Source organism: Planococcus ruber, assembly GCF_022819085.1.
GTDB lineage: Bacteria > Bacillota > Bacilli > Bacillales_A > Planococcaceae > Planococcus > Planococcus ruber.
In genome coordinates this window covers 366,088-382,446 of record NZ_JALHAG010000011.1, presented here as the reverse complement: position 1 = coordinate 382,446, position 16,359 = coordinate 366,088, and the positions used below count along the sequence as shown (strand labels likewise).

General features: G+C 46.5%; 18 protein-coding genes and 1 pseudogene. 17 read left to right on the top strand and 2 right to left on the bottom strand.

The features are described from left to right. The 7 genes from MTR82_RS14725 (at position 1) to MTR82_RS14695 (ending at position 6,342) form a co-directional block, all read left to right on the top strand. Positions 1–1,842, top strand: a complete 1,842-nt coding sequence (locus MTR82_RS14725) for an adenylate/guanylate cyclase domain-containing protein (RefSeq protein ID WP_246809637.1) — start codon at positions 1–3, stop codon at positions 1,840–1,842. A 163-nt stretch (positions 1,843–2,005) separates the two neighbouring features. Then, positions 2,006–3,061 carry an LLM class flavin-dependent oxidoreductase gene (locus tag MTR82_RS14720; protein ID WP_246809636.1) on the top strand — a complete coding sequence of 352 codons (1,056 nt, stop codon included), beginning with the start codon at positions 2,006–2,008 and terminating at the stop codon, positions 3,059–3,061. A gap of 12 nt (positions 3,062–3,073) precedes the next feature. Further along, complete coding sequence (locus tag MTR82_RS14715) at positions 3,074–3,640, top strand: NADPH-dependent FMN reductase (protein WP_246809635.1); 567 nt, start codon at positions 3,074–3,076, stop codon at positions 3,638–3,640. Positions 3,641–3,914: 274 nt separating this feature from the next. Next, complete coding sequence (locus MTR82_RS14710) at positions 3,915–4,400, top strand: hypothetical protein (protein ID WP_246809634.1); 486 nt, start codon at positions 3,915–3,917, stop codon at positions 4,398–4,400. A 128-nt stretch (positions 4,401–4,528) separates the two neighbouring features. Beyond that, entirely contained in the window at positions 4,529–4,984 is a 456-nt protein-coding gene (locus MTR82_RS14705; RefSeq protein ID WP_246809633.1) for a GNAT family N-acetyltransferase, read from the top strand. A gap of 11 nt (positions 4,985–4,995) precedes the next feature. Continuing rightward, the gene (locus MTR82_RS14700) at positions 4,996–5,793 is read left to right on the top strand and encodes a DUF2785 domain-containing protein (protein WP_246809632.1); all 798 of its coding nucleotides are present in this window, start codon (positions 4,996–4,998) and stop codon (positions 5,791–5,793) included. 21 nt (positions 5,794–5,814) lie between these two features. After that, complete coding sequence (locus MTR82_RS14695; protein ID WP_246809631.1) at positions 5,815–6,342, top strand: SF0329 family protein; 528 nt, start codon at positions 5,815–5,817, stop codon at positions 6,340–6,342. A 47-nt stretch (positions 6,343–6,389) separates the two neighbouring features. Here MTR82_RS14695 and MTR82_RS14690 read toward each other — a convergent pair whose 3' ends face one another. After that, positions 6,390–8,813 (bottom strand): bifunctional diguanylate cyclase/phosphodiesterase, encoded by a 2,424-nt coding sequence (locus tag MTR82_RS14690; RefSeq protein ID WP_246809630.1) that lies wholly within the window; start codon positions 8,811–8,813, stop codon positions 6,390–6,392. Positions 8,814–9,121: 308 nt separating this feature from the next. Between MTR82_RS14690 and fliW the strand changes: the two genes are divergently transcribed. From fliW to MTR82_RS14655, 6 genes and pseudogenes are all read left to right on the top strand, one after another. After that, positions 9,122–9,568, top strand: coding sequence for a flagellar assembly protein FliW (fliW, locus tag MTR82_RS14685; RefSeq protein WP_246809629.1), 447 nt, complete (start codon positions 9,122–9,124; stop codon positions 9,566–9,568). A gap of 3 nt (positions 9,569–9,571) precedes the next feature. Next, complete coding sequence (gene csrA / locus MTR82_RS14680; protein WP_246809628.1) at positions 9,572–9,793, top strand: carbon storage regulator CsrA; 222 nt, start codon at positions 9,572–9,574, stop codon at positions 9,791–9,793. A gap of 183 nt (positions 9,794–9,976) precedes the next feature. Further along, complete coding sequence (locus MTR82_RS17125) at positions 9,977–11,110, top strand: flagellin N-terminal helical domain-containing protein (protein ID WP_279577091.1); 1,134 nt, start codon at positions 9,977–9,979, stop codon at positions 11,108–11,110. Between the two features lie 341 nt (positions 11,111–11,451). Beyond that, positions 11,452–11,565, top strand: a pseudogene (locus MTR82_RS14665) (flagellin); the annotation flags it as partial. A 58-nt stretch (positions 11,566–11,623) separates the two neighbouring features. Further along, the gene (locus MTR82_RS14660) at positions 11,624–11,800 is read left to right on the top strand and encodes a YjfB family protein (RefSeq protein ID WP_246809627.1); all 177 of its coding nucleotides are present in this window, start codon (positions 11,624–11,626) and stop codon (positions 11,798–11,800) included. Between the two features lie 79 nt (positions 11,801–11,879). Then, positions 11,880–12,107: a hypothetical protein gene (locus MTR82_RS14655; protein ID WP_246809626.1), complete on the top strand. Its 228-nt coding sequence runs from the start codon at positions 11,880–11,882 to the stop codon at positions 12,105–12,107. Positions 12,108–12,131: 24 nt separating this feature from the next. Here MTR82_RS14655 and MTR82_RS14650 read toward each other — a convergent pair whose 3' ends face one another. After that, positions 12,132–13,010, bottom strand: a complete 879-nt coding sequence (locus tag MTR82_RS14650; protein WP_246809625.1) for an endonuclease — start codon at positions 13,008–13,010, stop codon at positions 12,132–12,134. 188 nt (positions 13,011–13,198) lie between these two features. On the opposite strand from MTR82_RS14650, the gene MTR82_RS14645 reads away from it, so the two are divergent. The 4 genes from MTR82_RS14645 (at position 13,199) to fliT (ending at position 16,355) form a co-directional block, all read left to right on the top strand. Beyond that, a complete protein-coding gene (locus tag MTR82_RS14645) occupies positions 13,199–13,942 on the top strand; it encodes a glucosaminidase domain-containing protein (RefSeq protein ID WP_246809624.1) in 744 nt (247 codons plus the stop codon). Positions 13,943–14,099: 157 nt separating this feature from the next. Further along, entirely contained in the window at positions 14,100–14,447 is a 348-nt protein-coding gene (gene flaG / locus MTR82_RS14640) for a flagellar protein FlaG (RefSeq protein WP_246809623.1), read from the top strand. A 12-nt stretch (positions 14,448–14,459) separates the two neighbouring features. Next, a complete protein-coding gene (fliD, locus tag MTR82_RS14635) occupies positions 14,460–15,965 on the top strand; it encodes a flagellar filament capping protein FliD (protein ID WP_246809622.1) in 1,506 nt (501 codons plus the stop codon). After that, on the top strand, positions 15,966–16,355 hold the full coding sequence (fliT, locus tag MTR82_RS14630; protein ID WP_246809621.1) for a flagellar protein FliT: 390 nt from the start codon (positions 15,966–15,968) through the stop codon (positions 16,353–16,355). Positions 16,356–16,359: the final 4 nt, after the last annotated feature.

Below are 16,359 nucleotides of genomic sequence, written 5' to 3'. Positions count from 1 at the left end.
ATGAATTATGCAGTAAAGAATTATACGATGGAGCGGGAATTTCCGCTTCGTAAAGAAACGATCTGGAAATTGTTGAGCGACAACAATCGCTTGAATTTATACATCGGCCTTTTTCCGGTCGCCTTCAGTGAAGCGAAAAAAGAAGGCAACGGTGTTTTTTTCCGGGAAGGCCGGGCGAAAATCGCCAACACGGTTCCGCTGCACTGGCGGGAATATCCGTTCCAGTGGGAAGAGAACCGTGCGTATTCCGTGGAGCGCCGCTATATCGGCGGCCCGCTTCACTATTACCTGTGGGGGGTTGAACTATTCGAAGCAAAAGACGGTTCGCCGAATAAAACCGGCGTGCGCATCAAGGCTTCGTTCAAAGCGCGCAACGCTTTAGGTGCTGCCGCGATTCCACTCATCGGTTTGCAGTCGATGAAAAACAGCATGAAATACTTGGAAGAGTATTTGGCATCGGGAGCGGATGATCCGTTCAACGCTCCGCAGAAATCGTCCAGCCATAAAGTGCAGCTCGATGAACTCGAGCGGCTGGAAACGGCATTGCGGAAGCGGCCGGTGAAAGAGGAGTATGTGGCACTGCTTCATGATTATTTGATCGAAAAAAGCAGCCAAGACGTCGCCCATATCGAACCCGCGCTGCTTGCGAACTTATGGCATGCGGACTTGGACGAAGTGCTCCGACTCTTATTGTATGCAACGAAAGAAGGCATGCTGAACTTGAGCTGGAATCTGATCTGCCCGAATTGCCGCATATCGAAGTCGGAACAGAATTCGTTGTCGGACATCACCGAACAATTCCACTGCGACTTGTGCGGCATCAATTACGACGCGAATTTCGACCAATACGTTGAATTGCAGTTTTCGGTGCATCCGTCTGTACGAAAAGCGTATGCGGAAGTGTATTGCGTCGGCGGGCCGATGATTACGCCGCACGTAAAGATGCAGAAAATCGTTGGGATGGGGGAAACCGTTTTACTCAACATTCCCGAAAGCTTGGAATCGTTGCGGGTACGGGTAGTCCAGGCGAATGATCAAGTGCGGTTTGAGACAGGCGAGATGCAAAAAGGGCGCGATTCCTTGGTTTATTCCGATGGAGGGTGGTCGTTTGCATCGATTGGAAATCCGTCAGAAGTCGAAATCACGAATTCCAGTTCGAACGATATTGTCATCGTGCTGGAGCAGGATTCATGGAATGCCGAAAAAGTCACGGCGGCGAAAGTCACGGCGATGCAGGAATTCCATGATCTGTTTTCGTCGGAAGTGCTGTCGCCCGGCAAGAAAATCGGCATCGACCGGGTGACGATCCTGTTCACCGATTTGAAAGGCTCGACGTCGTTATACGAAACGGTCGGTGATGCCGCAGCTTACGGCCAGGTGCGACGGCATTTTGAATTCTTGACGCAGCACATCGCGAAAAACTCCGGCAGTGTCGTGAAAACCATCGGCGATGCGGTGATGGCGGTGTTCCATTTGCCGGAAGACGGCTTGAAAGCGGCACTTGAAATCCAACAGAATTTGGCTGCGTTCAATGACGGGACGAATGAAGACATCGTTTTGAAAATCGGTTTATACAGCGGACCGGCAATTGCCGTGAATTCAAATGACCGGCTCGATTATTTTGGCCGCACCGTCAATATTGCAGCACGCATTGAAGGGCAAGCGGAAGGCGGCGACATCGTCTTTAGCAGCGATTATATGGAACAGGCGAATTTGCGGAAACTACTGGATGCAGACGGCATGCAGCTCGAAGCCTTCACGGCGAACTTGAAAGGCATCGAAGGCAGTGTGGAATTGATGCGCTTGAAGACGGCTGCGCCAGCCATCAAAACAGTCGGATAAAAAATGGAGACAGTCCAGAGAGAGCTATCGAGATTCTTTCTGGACTGTTTTATTTTTTCCTTCAGACCTTTGGCTGAAATGCATTGAATTCGAGACATTCTTCTAGATAGTTGCGGGAAAGACTGTTTATACTAGTACTATAGATGGAAAGGCGGAGGAATAGATGGAGAAGTATCGCATTGATAAAAGCAAAGGGATGGAATTTGGAATTTATACATTGGGGGATCATTTGCCGAATCCGCTGACAGGTGAACGGATTTCCGCAAAAGAACGGGTCCATGAAATTATTGAATACGCGAAGCTCGCGGAACAGGCAGGCGTCGACTTTTTCAGCGTCGGCGAAAGCCATCAGGACTATTTCGCAACACAAGCACATACGGTCGTGCTGTCGGCGATTGCACAAGCGACAGAAAAGATTAAAATCGCGAGTTCATCGACAATCATCAGCACATCCGATCCGGTACGGGTCTACGAAGACTTTTCAACGATCGATTTGATTTCAGGCGGACGTGCAGAAATCGTTGCCGGGCGTGCGTCCCGTGTCGGTTTGTTTGATTTGCTGGGCTACGATGTCCGCAACTACGAGGAATTATTCGAAGAGAAATTCGAATTGCTGTTGAAGTTAAATGAAGAAGAAGTAGTCAATTGGAACGGCGAGTTCCGTGCCCCACTAAGAGATGCGCGCGTGCTGCCGCGCCCTGTGACCGGTTCGATGCCAATTTGGCGCGCAGTTGGCGGAACACCTGCCAGTGCGATGAAAGCAGGATACGCCGGTGTGCCGATGTTTATGGCGCATCTTGGCGGCTCCACAGCTGTTTTCAAACGCACGATTGATGCTTACCGGCAAGCGGCAAGAGCAGGCGGACACGACCCAGCCAAGCTGCCGGTCGCAACAGCAGGCTTTTTCTATGCAGCCGATTCGATGCAGCAGGCCTTGAAAGACCTGTACCCGCATATCAACGAAGGCATGAAGCTGACAAACGGGCAAGGCTTTCCGAAACAGCTATTCGCACAAGGCGCCGATCCGCAAAACATCATGAATGTCGGCAGCCCGCAGCAGATCATCGAAAAGATCCTGCACCAGCACGAAGTGTTCGGTCACCAGCGCTATATCGCACAAATCGATTTCGGCGGCATGCCATTTGACAATATCCGCAAAAACCTGGAATTGATCGGCACGGAAATCCTGCCGGCCATCAAAAAATACACGGCGAAATAGGAGGCCACGAATATGAAAATTGTCGGATTATCCGGCTCCAGAGTCGGCTCCAAAACCCGGACCGCAATGGATTACACGCTCGGCATTCTCGCCGCGAAATATCCGGAAGCAGAAACTGTCTTGCTCGACCTTGCGGATTACGACGTCCAGTTCAGCGACGGCCGCAACTACCTGGAATATGAAGGCGACACTGGCTATGTCACGCGCACCCTTATGGAAGCAGACGCCATCATCATCGGCACGCCGATTTTCCAGGCGTCGATTCCGGCGACGTTGAAGAATATTTTTGATTTGATTCCGGTGAATGCGTTCCGCGACAAAGTCGTCAGCCTGTTCATCACTGCAGGATCGTCGAAGCATTATCTGATTCCGGAACTGCAGCTGAAGCCGATTCTCGCTTATATGAAAGCGCAGCTCGTCCAGACCTTCGTCTTTATTGAAGAGCAGGATTTCTACCGGAAAGAAATCGTCAACGACGATGTCCGCCTTCGCCTCGAGCGGCTGGTGGAAGATACGGTAGTGCTGACGGAGACGTTTACACAGATCCGGGAAGCGAAAGAAGCGGAGTATGATTTTTAAGAAGTGATGAAATTTCAGAATAGATTGCCAATAAATGCCTTTTGAGATATGTTTATCTTAGAAGGTGTTTTTTATTTGGAAAAGAAAAGGGGATTGGGGGCAGAAAAGAGTGTTCGGGATTTTCCAGAAGAAATGTGAAATCTGTAAGAAGAAAGCCAAAGAGCCAAGAAAGTATTATAGTGACCAGAAAAAGCCGATTCTTATTTGCTATAACTGTGTACCATATGCGGAACGAAGAGCTTTCCGCAAACGAGTTTCTTAAGGAGAGGTCGATATGCTGCAAACTCCATTCGGCATCGTCAACGTGAAGGTAGAACCGAAAGATTTAGTGAAAGCAAACTTTCGGGTAGTGAAACTCAAAACAGATGGACGCTATTTGATTGAAGCTGAGGTCAGAACGGAATACGTGCAGGAGATTCACTTTAGTTGCAGTTTTGTTCCGGTAATCACGATTGTTGATACAGATGTTGAAACCGGTGAATGGCTAGAGTTGAAAAGTTGGATGAGCGGCGAGCTGAAAATGTGCATCGGAACAGTCGACGACAGCTGGCTGCAACAAAGCCGAAACGTAAAGATGTCAGCGGTGGAGTATTTGGAAAATGGGTTATCTTTGACCATTGAGGGAATTCGGCCAAACGAGCCGTTTACTTTGCCTTTCGGAGTGGCTTGGAAGCAGATTGTCGAAATAGAACAGGACAATTTTGATGTATGGGTGGAAGCCCAGCCGGTATCGATTTATGAGGATTTAAAGAATACATAAGAAAAATCATTAAAGGAGACGGTCATTATGTCAAATAATTACATGCACATTCATACGATCAACAAGGGGATTGCGAAGGACTAACGAACAGATCTACGTTTTCCCCGCAAATTGGAAGGGGAACCCAGATGAACGCAAGAAATGTCACGATTACAGAAATAAACGAAGAAAATTGGTATGCCTGCTGCGGGCTTGAAGTAGCTGAGCAGCAAGCAGCCCATATCGAACCGAATGCGGTGTCGATCGCGCAGCTGCATTTTGAGCCGACTTTAAAAGCCTATGCGATTTACGCAGATGAAATTTTAGCCGGTTTCCTCATGTTCAACTCGGTGCCGGAAGAACTGGACGGCTACTGGATTTACCGCATCATGATTGATAAGAGATTTCAAGGCTCAGGAATCGGAAAAGCGGCAACGCAGTTAATGATGAACGAAATGAAAACGAAATGGAATGCCGAGAAAATCGTTGTCGGCTACCGTCCGGAAAATACTGGGGCCCATCAGCTGTATAAAAGCTTAGGGTTTATTGATGAAGGCAATCGGTTCGACAAGGAAATGGCAGTTATCCATTATTTGAACAAGTGAGGAAATTAACTATGACAGAGGAAGAGTTAAAGCAAGAACTGCAAGGGGAACACGCGATAGAAGATGCACTCATCCAATCGATGGCCGACCATATCGGTTCTGTGGACAGTGAACTCCGGGACGGACTGATTTATGGCACCTTTTCGACGTGGATCATGGAAGACCGGCTGAAGGGCGATCAATTGGCCGAGCTGCTCGACATTTCATTGGAGCTGCTGTTTAAAGGGATCGGCGAAAACGAAACCGATACAGTGTTCACGCGTTCTTTTGCTTCGCTGCTGATCGCACTGATTTTATACAGCGACAACAAAAACGATTTTTTGCCGGAAGCGGCGATTCACCAGGTGAAGCATGGGCTGGTCACGTATTTGGCGACGGAGCGCGATATCCGCGGCTACGTCCCGGTGAAAGGCTGGGCGCATAGCGTCGCCCATGCAGCGGATGCGTTCGACGAGCTCGTGCAAAATCCGAAGCTGGATTCTGCGGCCTATCCCGAACTGGCGGAAACGCTATGGAATAAAATCTTTGTCTCTGACAGTGTCTACGTTCACGGAGAAGACGAGCGGCTGCTCGTTCCGCTGATGGAACTGCTGAACCGCGGAATGAGTGATGGCGTGATTGTGGAGTTGCTAAAGGAAATGCCGACACAATTGGAGCTGCACAAACAGCAGGTGGCGGAAGAGAACTATTGGTTTTTGGCAGCGAACTGCAAAGGGTTCTTGAAGAGCTTCTATATGAAGCTGGCGCCGTATCCGTCTTACCACCGGCTTCAAGAAACGATTGGAAAAAGTTTAAGTCAGGTCTATTAAGCTGGGATAAGGAGAGAACAAATGTACAGCCCAAAATGGAGCAAGGCAAAAAAGAAGTTGAAGAGCCTGACCTGTGAATCGCTCGCTGGACGAGTGGATTTCCAAGTCATCAACTACCGGAAAGCGCATGACGGGCTTGGGCGCGCCGTTATCACGGTGGACGGAAAAGAACTGCTCAGCATGTGCACCATCACGGCGGAGCGGGAAGAGTACGAAAAGGAATGGGCGCTGCGGCATTCGCAGGAATTCTATGAGTTTGATGATGTCGATGAGAATATCCGGATCCAGGACATCGCCCATCAATTGCTCAAACAAGAAAGGATTTACGGACAATACGATTTTTTTGATGCGCTGGAATCTTATTTCAACGCGCCAATTTCCGAATCGCTGGCGTCAAAAAATCATATCATTCAAACCCTTTGCTTAATGGACCGGCGCGTCGGCAAGCGGACGCTTTTGAAGATGGAAAAGAGAATTGTTCACGAACATGAATGGATCCGGAACGTTTACAAGCTCCGATGCGAAACGGAAGGAATTTTGACAGTATAAAACACAAAAGGCTCTCGAGACAATCGTCTCAAGAGCCTTTTCTCATGTTACACCCCGGCAGGCGCCGGGTCTCCGTACAATTTTAAAATGTCTTCTGCGGGCAACGGACGGTTGAAGTAATAGCCCTGTGCCTGGTCGCACTGGCGTTCTTTCAGGAAATCCAATTGCTCGTTCGTCTCAACGCCTTCCGCAATCACGTTCAACTCGAGGTTATGCGCCATGCGGATAATCGTATCGACAAGCGCCGCGTCTTTCACATCGACATGGATGTTGCGCGTGAAATACTGGTCGATCTTCAAAGTGTTGATCGGGAACAGCTTCAAATAGCTGAGTGACGAATAGCCGGTTCCGAAATCATCGATCGACAAATGGATGCCCATCGCTTTCAGTTCCATCATCGTCGCAACCGCGCTCGTCGATCCTTGAATGATGCTTTCGGTCAGTTCGAGTTCCAAATACTTCGGCTCAAGGCCGGAGTCGGTAAGGGCGCTGTGGACCAAATCGCTAAGATTCGTCTGCGAGAACTGGCGCGATGAAATGTTAATGGCCACCCGGAACTTCGGCAGCCCCGCATCTTGCCAGGCTTTATTCTGCAGGCAGGCGTTTCGCATGACGAATTCGCCGAGTTGGATAATCGTGCCGGTTTCTTCCGCAATCGGGATGAATTCGCCCGGGGAAATCGGCCCCATGTGCGGATGCACCCAGCGGACGAGCGCTTCCACGCCGATGATCTTACCGGTTTTGATGTCGATCTGCGGCTGGTAGTTGATCGTAAACTCGCCGCGATCCAAGCCTTTCCGGAGGCCGATGGCGATTTTCGAACGCCGTGACACTTCTTCGTTCATGTCTTTTGTGAAGAACTGGTAATTGTTCTTGCCTTCCTCTTTTACCCGGTACAAGGCAAGATCGGCGTTTTTGATCAAAGTTTCGGCGTCTTCCCCGTCTGTCGGGTAAAGGCTGATGCCGATTGACGGCGTGATGAACACTTCCTCCCCGTTAAACTGGAACGGCTCGTTAAAGCAGTCGAGGACTTGCTGGGCAAATTCCGCGGCTGTGCTGGAATCGGTCTGCGGCAATAAAAGAATGAATTCGTCGCCGCCAAGTCGGGAAATGGTATCCCGTTCCGCGGCGTGCTTTTGCAGGCGCTCCGTCACTTCGATCAACAATTGATCGCCGGTCGCGTGCCCAAACGTATCATTGACCAATTTGAAATGGTCGATATCCAAATACAACAAGGAAAACAGCTGCTGGTTTTCCGCAGCGCGCGACAAAGTGGAGGCGAGCCGGTCGTTGAATAGGCGGCGGTTCGGCAAGCCGGTCAACGGATCCAAGTAGACAAGGCTGCTGATTTTTTCATCGGCCAGTTTGCGTTCCGTGATGTCGCGGATGATGCTGCTGAAAAACACGCCGTCTTCCGTTTCCCATGTGCCAAGCGAAATCTCGATCGGGAACACGCTGCCGTCTTTTCGCAAGCCTTCGAGCTCCAGCGTTTTGCCGATGACGTGCGGCGTCCGGGACTGGTAGAAGCGGTCCATGCCGGCTTGATGCTTTTTGCGGTAATGCGGCGGGATGATCAGATCCAGCTTTTCGCCGATCACGTCTTTCGCCGCATGGCCGAAAATGCGCTCAGCGCCTTGATTCCATTGGCTGATGCTGCCGGTATGGTCGGCGACGATGATCGCATCATTGGCCGATTCGATGACGGACTGGAATTTCAGCTCCGATTCATCCGACTGCGCAGCGATGCGCCGGTCCATGCGGACGCTGTTATAAGCAAGACTTAAAATCAGCATCGCACCAAACCCGACCGCGTAGCCGAGCAGCGTGCCGTTCATCGAAGAAGCGCCGCCGTGCACATGGCCTTCTGTCGGCGTAAACGTTGCCGCTGCCATGCCGGTATAATGCATGCCGGCAACCGCAAAGCCCATGAGCACCGCACTGCCGAATTTGCCCCAGTGGAAATTCGGCAACTCACGCAAACGGAATAAAAGATAAAGCGCCGCAAGCGAAGTGGCGAATGCGATCACAGCGGACAAGGCGAAAAGAAACGGGTCGTACTGGATATCGGCGCCCATCTGCATCGCTTCCATGCCGATATAGTGCATTGAAATAATGCCGAGTCCGATAAAGAAGGCCCCGACCAACAGTCGCTTCCATGAATTCGCCGGACGGCTGATGATGCGGAACGCGACCCAGCACGAAGCAAGCGCCGGAAGAATCGATAAAATAACGATCGGCACGCTGTACGTCACTTCCATCGACATATGGAATGCGAGCATCGCGATAAAATGCATCGCCCAAATGCCGAGCCCCATGACGATGGCGCCTGACAAGACCCAGCGCCTCTTCAAGCCTTGCTTTGAAATCGCGAGGCGGCTGCTGATATCGAGTGCGACGAATGCCGCGAACATCGCGACGACTATGGAAAGAATAACAAGCGGCCAGTTATACGTGAATGAAATAGGGTCCATTAGTAAACAACTCTTTCTAGATGTAGGATAGAAAATGTAAAATAAAGGATTCATGATACAATTAAGAGAATAAACGGGATACTGTTCATTTAGGTAAAGCGAATTTCCTATCCTCTAGGTGCATCGTTTCCTTAAGATAGCACATGACTAGTCTTTTTTCACTAGTTTTGAGCAGAAAAATGTAAAGGTTTTATTAAGATGTAACAGTTTAGGTCTTAAGGTATGTCTTGAAGCTTCCAAAATATCGGTTAAGCTAATAAGAGAAACTTTTTATAGTAGAGAAGTGAACAGGCGGAAAGGGGCCCATCATGAAAATCCAGACAAGCCAATTCGGCGAAATTGAACTTCCGGACGACCGCGTCCTGACATTTGCAAAAGGAATTCCCGGCTTTGAAGAAATGAAAAAATACGTGTTGCTGCCGGCCGACGAAAGCAGCGAATCGCCATTCTTTTTCCTTCAGTCGATCGACTCGGCAGAACTCAGCTTTTTCCTCGTCGATCCGTTTTCGTTTTTCCCCGACTACGACATCAAGCTCGCGGAGCAATTGGTGGAGCGACTGGAACTGGAAGAACCGGCAGACGCCATCGTCCTTGCGACCGTTTCCGTTACTGGCGACATGAAAGACGCGACGACGAACTTGAAAGCGCCGATCGTCATCAACAATCGGAAAAAACTCGGCATGCAAATCGTCTTGGACAACAAAACCTACGAGATCAAACAGCGTTTATTCCAGACGGAACAAGGGCAGGTGTAGGCGATGCTCGTACTCGGCAGAAAAAAAGGCGAAACGATTGTCGTCGACGACAACATCGAAATCACGGTCACGGCCATTGAAGGGGACATGGTCCGGCTCGGCATTAACGCGCCGAAGCACATCACCATCCACCGGAAAGAAGTGTATTTGGAGATTCAGGAAGAAAACAAGCAAGCGGCATCGAAAGTGATCAACATCAGTGATTTTTTGAAGTTGAAGAAGTGAGAGAGAGCCTGCAGAGATGCAGGCTTTTTCTATGGAAGAAAAGAAATTGGAAAAACTTTATAAAAAACTTTTAAAAAACGCTAAACATTTCAAAACGCCCTCCGATATAAATACTGTAAGGCAGTCCAAACGGATTTGGACGCTTATAAAAAAACAAAAAACATTACACGGAGGTAATACAAAATGATTATTAATCACAATATCACAGCTTTAAACACGCACCGTCAAATGGGTGCAGCAAGTAATGCACAAGCAAGCAGCATGGAGAAACTATCTTCAGGCATGCGCATTAACCATGCGAGTGATGATGCTGGCGGTTTAGCAATCTCTGAAAAAATGCGTGCACAAATTCGTGGTCTGGACCAGGCATCACGGAATGCGCAAGACGGTATTTCATTAATTCAAACAGCTGAAGGTGCTTTGAACGAAACAACTGAAATTCTTCAAAGAATGAAAGAACTTGCAACTCAATCTGCCAATGGTACATTAGATGACAATGTTGACAGAAAAGCTATTCAAGCAGAAGTAGACAAATTAAATGAAGAATTAGATCGAATTTCTTCTACTACTAACTTCAATGGCAAAAAGCTTTTAGATGGTTCTATTGGTGCTGGAGCAACAAGCATTGTAGGATTTGATAAAACTTTAGACATTGCATCTACTGCGAAAGCTGCGGTCACTTCTATAACTGGAGTTGATGCGAAAGCTACGGATATAATTACATCAGCAGTTGTTAGTGGTTCTGAAATGAAATTTACATCAACGGATACAGATGGAAATGCAACAACTAAAGTTGTGGATATTTCAGATGTTTTAACAGATAAAGAAACTGGCGGAGCATTTACAGCTGCAACTGGTAAGCAAGGGGTTATTGATCTTACATCAGTTGGATTAGGAAGAATTGAATTTACAGCTACAGATGCTGATGCAACGGCAGCAAATCTAGCAACAGATCTCGGTAATTTCTTTGATGATACTACTGGAAAAACTGTTTCTGGAACAGGCGGAGCAGGTGGCTCATTACAATTACAAGTTGGTGATACAACTGATTCGCAGCAAAAGGTTTCTGTTGATATCTCGAGTATGAGTGCATCCTCTTTAGGCGTAGGCAGCCTTGATGTTTCAAGCCAAAGTGGTGCTACTGCTTCAATTGACAAGATTGCTGATGCTATCAACACTGTTTCTGCTCAAAGAGCAAAACTTGGAGCAACTCAAAACAGACTAGAACACACAATCAATAACTTAGCAACATCTAGTGAAAACCTAACAGCAGCGGAATCACGTATCCGCGACGTTGATTATGCCGAAGCCGCGTAAGCGAGCAGAGGTACAGTCGTCCTGGCCGGTAACAGCCAGAGATTACGACCGGGTGAATTGCTGGAAACCCCTTATAGCTTTTATTGCCACAACGCAGCTGGAAACGGCAAACGTGACGGTTCGAAAAAATAAAAGATTGGGCAATCAGCAGCCAAGCTCCTGTCTCGAAAGAGTGGAGAAGGTTCAACGACTAGGATAGACCATCTAAGGCGAGAGCTATGGTGATGAAATCCGTAGGTGACACAGTGTACATCAGCACTGGTAATCCGAAGTGCCCGGCCCCTACTAACTTAGAGGGTGAAGATATAGTCTAGTCATTTATGAAAGTAAATGTTCGCACGATGGCGAAAGAAATGATGAACCAAACGAAGAATTCGATTCTTGCACAAGCATCACAAGCAATGTTGGCTCAAGCCAACCAGGCTCCTCAGCAAGTATTGCAATTGCTACGTTAATTTCAAGAAAAATTGGGAGCCTAGAAATAGGCTCCTTTTTCTATAAGGAGGATTTCACATGGACATCTCAGCTCTATCAATGGCATTGAGCCAGATTAATGTAAGACAAGAAGCGAGTATTTCAGTTATGAAGAAATCAATGGACCAAGTAGAATCGAATGGCGAGAGTGTCATTAAGATGCTGGAGCAATCTGTTCAGCCACATCTTGGTGGATCGATTGATCTGAAAGGATAGATTTTAATAATATGAGCAGTTGTAGAGACTTTCATGACTGCTCATATTACTTAGATTTCACTGAAAGGAGATTTAAGTAATGAAAGAACAAAAAGAAATTTTGGAGCAGCAACTTCAATGGACAAAAGAGCAAATCAAGATTTTAGAAGAAATGGACGGAATTCTACAAGTGATGAAAAGCTTAGCGGAATATGCTGCTGGAAATGATCTTTCAATAGAAGAAGTAGAAAAGTTGAACGGCCAACTAAAAGATTTACAAATTGAATACAACGTTCTTGAAGCTCAGCGGAACATTAATTTTCATTAGGAGGGAGTATAATATCTTTTGAATTTATAAACGGAAGCAATATGCGGTTATTTGGCTAATAGTTAATCCGGTCTTACACTTTAATCTTACTAGAAAATCTTTATAATCTTCTTTAATTTTTATCTGATAGGACTTAGTAATAATTGTTTCATTTTGGACCGAAATATTCTCTTTGAAAAATTCGGTATGATTTTCAGAAAGCGCCATTAACAAGGGCAATTTTTTATACTGATTGTTTATTTCATCAGTAGGATTTTTAACAACGAAATCGGTAGGCAAGTAGATTGTGGAGCGTTCTGCAATTTCTTTAGATCCATTTAAATTTTGCCTTTTTCTGTTCATAGATTCGTGTATATAAGGACCGACTAACTTTAAGAAATAGAGAATTTGAAATTGGTCATACAAGATAAGCCGGTTTTGAGCATCGATTGAAAAGCTAAGATGATACTTCTTTTGAAGAAAGTCGATGAGAAATTGGTTCTCTAAAGATGTAAAGCTATCAGTTGAAAAGATAACTTTTTTCACAATGCCATTCTTTTGTTTTAAATGGCCGTCATCTTGATACCACCAAGCAAATGTTTTTTCATTGAAATGTTTCTCAATATAAGAGAAAGGCAGCACTTTTTTTCCGTGAGGGTACCAAATTTCGTATAACTTACTAAGTTCATCTGAAGTACGGGATTGGACAATATAACTTTCTGTGAATCCTGCCGTCATTCTTGTATCTATGATTTTTCTGTATTTAGGAAGGTTTAATGGAAGAGAGTCTGAAAGCTGTTCATAGCAATACTCGATCCAGCCTTTATCATTTTTACAATGAGTAAACTGGAATCTCGGTTTTCTTGTTCCTTGCTTTGTAAGGCAACCGTCACCAAGTAACTTTCCACAAAGTAAATCGTGCATTTCCGCCGCCTCCTAAAACACTCCGTTTTTTCTAGTATAAGAGGTTATCTTTCACTAAGTAAAATCTGGACAAGTTTAATTTCTCCTGACAATTTTTTATTATTGCCACAATTATCCTATTCTTTTTTCCTTCCATATCTGATACAATAAACCTGCATTCATTTAAGCAAAAGGTGGGAACCCTCGAAATGACCGGTCCAGTTTCTTCAAATTGGTTTTATTACATGACTATGGCTTCTATGGCGCAAGCAGCGCCTTCGATAAATCAAACAAATGCGGCAGCGCCGATGGGCGGCATGCCGAACGATAATTCGCTATTCATGATGATCTTGAATGCAGCGATGCAGAATATGCAGCCGGCTTCAGAGCAGACGATGCAAATGCCGACGAAATTGCTGTCTCAAACAACGGGCTCGTTCACGCCGATTCAGGTAACGATCAAACCACTCGAGACAGAAACCGCTCCGGCATCACAAGCAATCGACACACGAGCCGTCCCGACAAGCCCGCAGGATACGAGCGACTTTGGTTTCAAACCTGTGCAGTTCATCAAGCTCGAGAATACACTTGATGGAAAACTCAGCGGTGCGGCGAACCATTTCATTAATGCCGGGAAGAAATACGACATCAATCCAAACCTTCTTTCGGCAATTGCGATTCATGAAACCGGCAACGGATCTTCGAACGCTGTCAACCAGAAAAATAATGTTGCCGGCATGATGGGTAAGAACGGCCTTCGCAGCTACGACTCGATCGAAGACAGTATCTTCGACATGGCGCGCAACTTACGTAAGAATTACTTAAATCAAGGAAAAGACACCATCGCAGCCATTGGCGCAAAATACGCTCCAGTCGGTGCAGCAAACGATCCAACTGGACTCAACAACCACTGGACGCAAGGCGTCAGCAAGCAATTTAATAACTTAGCATGAGATAAGGCCGGTTCCTCCGTGAATCGGTTTTATTTTTTTGCGGAAATCCGTTAAAAAATGATTTCGTTTGCCGATAACTACTATAGATAGGTGACGGTTCGAGCTCGTATTTGGGACTCGACCAAACCGCTAATTGAACGGTAAGGGAGAGTTGACCATGGAAGTGAAGCAGCCGCCTGTAGTTTATATTCCGGTGAAGACGCCTGAAGCAGCAGTTGTACCCGCTGTTCATTCAAAAGAAAAAACAGTGGAATTTGAAGCCGAAAAAACGGCGAACGTTACAAAAGAAAAGCTCATCGAGAAAGTGGAAGGCATGAATGACTTCCTTGAGCCGACGAACACATCGGTTAAATTCCAATTTCATGACGAACTGGGCGAGTATTATATTCAAGTCATCGATACGATCACCGACGAAGTGATCAAAGAAATCCCGAATAAGAAATTCCTCGATATGTATGCCTCGATGGCCGAATTCGCAGGATTGCTAGTAGATGAAAAATTGTAAGGAGTGAGCCTCATGCGTATTGGCGGATTAGCATCGGGAATCGACACAGATTCCTTAGTAAAAGAAATGATGGCAGCACAAAAATTGCCGCAGGATAAATTAACGCAGCAAAAAACGTTTACGGAATGGCAGAAAGATGCTTACCGTGATGTAAACTTATCGCTATCGAATTTGCGGACGGTAGCGAGTGATATGCGCTTTCAAGGTTCATTCAATTCATATAGCTCGACAGTTTCAGGTAAAAGTGTGACTCCGGAAACTACTGCGATGTCTGTCAGCGGCTCTTATAAGGTGGATGTAGTTAGCCTTGCTGCTGGTGCAAAGATTAATTCAGCAGCGCCGATTAAAAGTTTCACAAACACAGCTGTTGCAGCAAAATCGACAGATGCTATCGGTGTTGCTGGAAGTATCACCATAAAAGGAAATGGAACGGGCGCAATTGATATTCCTATAGACATTGAAGCAACCGACACGTACGAACAAATAGCGAAAAAAGTTCAGGATGAAACGGCTGGAAAGATTCCAGAACTTCGAATGAGTTTTGATAATACAACTTCAAGCTTCTTCATCTCTACGAAAGGGATGGGAGCGAACCAGAATTTCACAATGGACTTTAGTACGCCGGAACTGGCGAGGCAAGTGATGAATGGGGACGCCAGCAGCTTTAATACAGCTGATGCAGCTCCTGATTCATTCATGAAAGCTGCAACGAACGCTTCGATTGAATTTGACGGGATAAAAGTTGAAAATCTGACATCCAATAAGACAACAATTAACGGTCTTACTCTGAATTTTACACAGACAGGTGAAACGACAATCACCGTCCAAGCAGATCCAACGAAAACCTTTGATAAAATCAAAGGCTTCATTGATAAGTACAATGAAACCATCAAAGAAATCGAGAAGCAGCTAGTCGAAAAACGCTATCCGGATTTTCAGCCGCTTTCTGCAGAACAGAAAAAAGGGATGACGGACAACGAAATCGAGTTATGGGAAGAGAAAGCGCGCAGCGGCTTGCTTCGGAATGATCCGATTTTGAGAAGTGCCATTCAGGAACTGCGGCAGTCCTTTACCAACCCGGTCGCTGGAATGCCTACAGGCGGAATCAATATGCTTTCGCAAATCGGTATTAGTACAGGTACTTGGTCTGAAGGCGGCAAGCTTTTCATCGATGAAGATAAATTGAAAAAAGTATTAACGGATAAGCCGGACCAAGTAATGGCATTATTCACAAATACCGTGAATGGTACGAATGTCGGTGTCGGCGGACGCGTTTACGAAAGCTTGAACAACGTCGTGAAAAAACTGAGCGATAAAGCGGGCAGCCCGACAAGCCTGGTGGACAACAGCCAAATTACGAAGTATATCAAGCAAATGGACGAAGAGATCAGCCGCTGGCAGACGCGCTTAGAGAAAATCGAAGACCGCTACTGGAAGCAGTTCACGGCGATGGAAAAAGCGATCAGCCAAGCGAATTCACAAAGCGCTTGGATTTCACAAAGTTTAGGATTGATGTAAATGGATAACCAGTATGAAAATTTGCAGGAGCTTCTGGAATTGACGGAAGCGATCCTCGCAAAAGCGAAAACGATCGGTTCGAAAATGGAAGATAACCAGACGGAAGACTTGGTGGAAGTCCAGATTTTATTCGACAGGCGGCAAGAAGTGATTGACCGCATGGAAGTTTCAAAAAACGGAGCGGAATTCAATTGGTCCGTTGAAGGCAAAGAAATGGTGAAGAGCTTACAGGAAGCGGAGCGCGAGTTGAATCCGCTCATGAACAGCCTGCACCAAGCATTCACAAACCAGATGAACCGCATCAACCAAACGAAACAGATGTCGAAGAAATACCGCGGCGCTTACCAAAGCACGCCAGCGGACGGGACGTTTTTAGATATACGGAAGTAAGAGG

What these genes read in the sequence shown, in the direction of transcription:
- MTR82_RS14725 (WP_246809637.1), top strand. Translation starts at nt 1, where the DNA reads ATGAATTATGCAGTAAAGAATTATACGATGGAGCGGGAATTTCCGCTT.
- MTR82_RS14720 (WP_246809636.1), top strand. Translation starts at nt 2,006, where the DNA reads ATGGAGAAGTATCGCATTGATAAAAGCAAAGGGATGGAATTTGGAATT.
- MTR82_RS14715 (WP_246809635.1), top strand. Translation starts at nt 3,074, where the DNA reads ATGAAAATTGTCGGATTATCCGGCTCCAGAGTCGGCTCCAAAACCCGG.
- MTR82_RS14710 (WP_246809634.1), top strand. Translation starts at nt 3,915, where the DNA reads ATGCTGCAAACTCCATTCGGCATCGTCAACGTGAAGGTAGAACCGAAA.
- MTR82_RS14705 (WP_246809633.1), top strand. Translation starts at nt 4,529, where the DNA reads ATGAACGCAAGAAATGTCACGATTACAGAAATAAACGAAGAAAATTGG.
- MTR82_RS14700 (WP_246809632.1), top strand. Translation starts at nt 4,996, where the DNA reads ATGACAGAGGAAGAGTTAAAGCAAGAACTGCAAGGGGAACACGCGATA.
- MTR82_RS14695 (WP_246809631.1), top strand. Translation starts at nt 5,815, where the DNA reads ATGTACAGCCCAAAATGGAGCAAGGCAAAAAAGAAGTTGAAGAGCCTG.
- MTR82_RS14690 (WP_246809630.1), bottom strand. Translation starts at nt 8,813, where the DNA reads ATGGACCCTATTTCATTCACGTATAACTGGCCGCTTGTTATTCTTTCC.
- fliW (WP_246809629.1), top strand. Translation starts at nt 9,122, where the DNA reads ATGAAAATCCAGACAAGCCAATTCGGCGAAATTGAACTTCCGGACGAC.
- csrA (WP_246809628.1), top strand. Translation starts at nt 9,572, where the DNA reads ATGCTCGTACTCGGCAGAAAAAAAGGCGAAACGATTGTCGTCGACGAC.
- MTR82_RS17125 (WP_279577091.1), top strand. Translation starts at nt 9,977, where the DNA reads ATGATTATTAATCACAATATCACAGCTTTAAACACGCACCGTCAAATG.
- MTR82_RS14660 (WP_246809627.1), top strand. Translation starts at nt 11,624, where the DNA reads ATGGACATCTCAGCTCTATCAATGGCATTGAGCCAGATTAATGTAAGA.
- MTR82_RS14655 (WP_246809626.1), top strand. Translation starts at nt 11,880, where the DNA reads ATGAAAGAACAAAAAGAAATTTTGGAGCAGCAACTTCAATGGACAAAA.
- MTR82_RS14650 (WP_246809625.1), bottom strand. Translation starts at nt 13,010, where the DNA reads ATGCACGATTTACTTTGTGGAAAGTTACTTGGTGACGGTTGCCTTACA.
- MTR82_RS14645 (WP_246809624.1), top strand. Translation starts at nt 13,199, where the DNA reads ATGACCGGTCCAGTTTCTTCAAATTGGTTTTATTACATGACTATGGCT.
- flaG (WP_246809623.1), top strand. Translation starts at nt 14,100, where the DNA reads ATGGAAGTGAAGCAGCCGCCTGTAGTTTATATTCCGGTGAAGACGCCT.
- fliD (WP_246809622.1), top strand. Translation starts at nt 14,460, where the DNA reads ATGCGTATTGGCGGATTAGCATCGGGAATCGACACAGATTCCTTAGTA.
- fliT (WP_246809621.1), top strand. Translation starts at nt 15,966, where the DNA reads ATGGATAACCAGTATGAAAATTTGCAGGAGCTTCTGGAATTGACGGAA.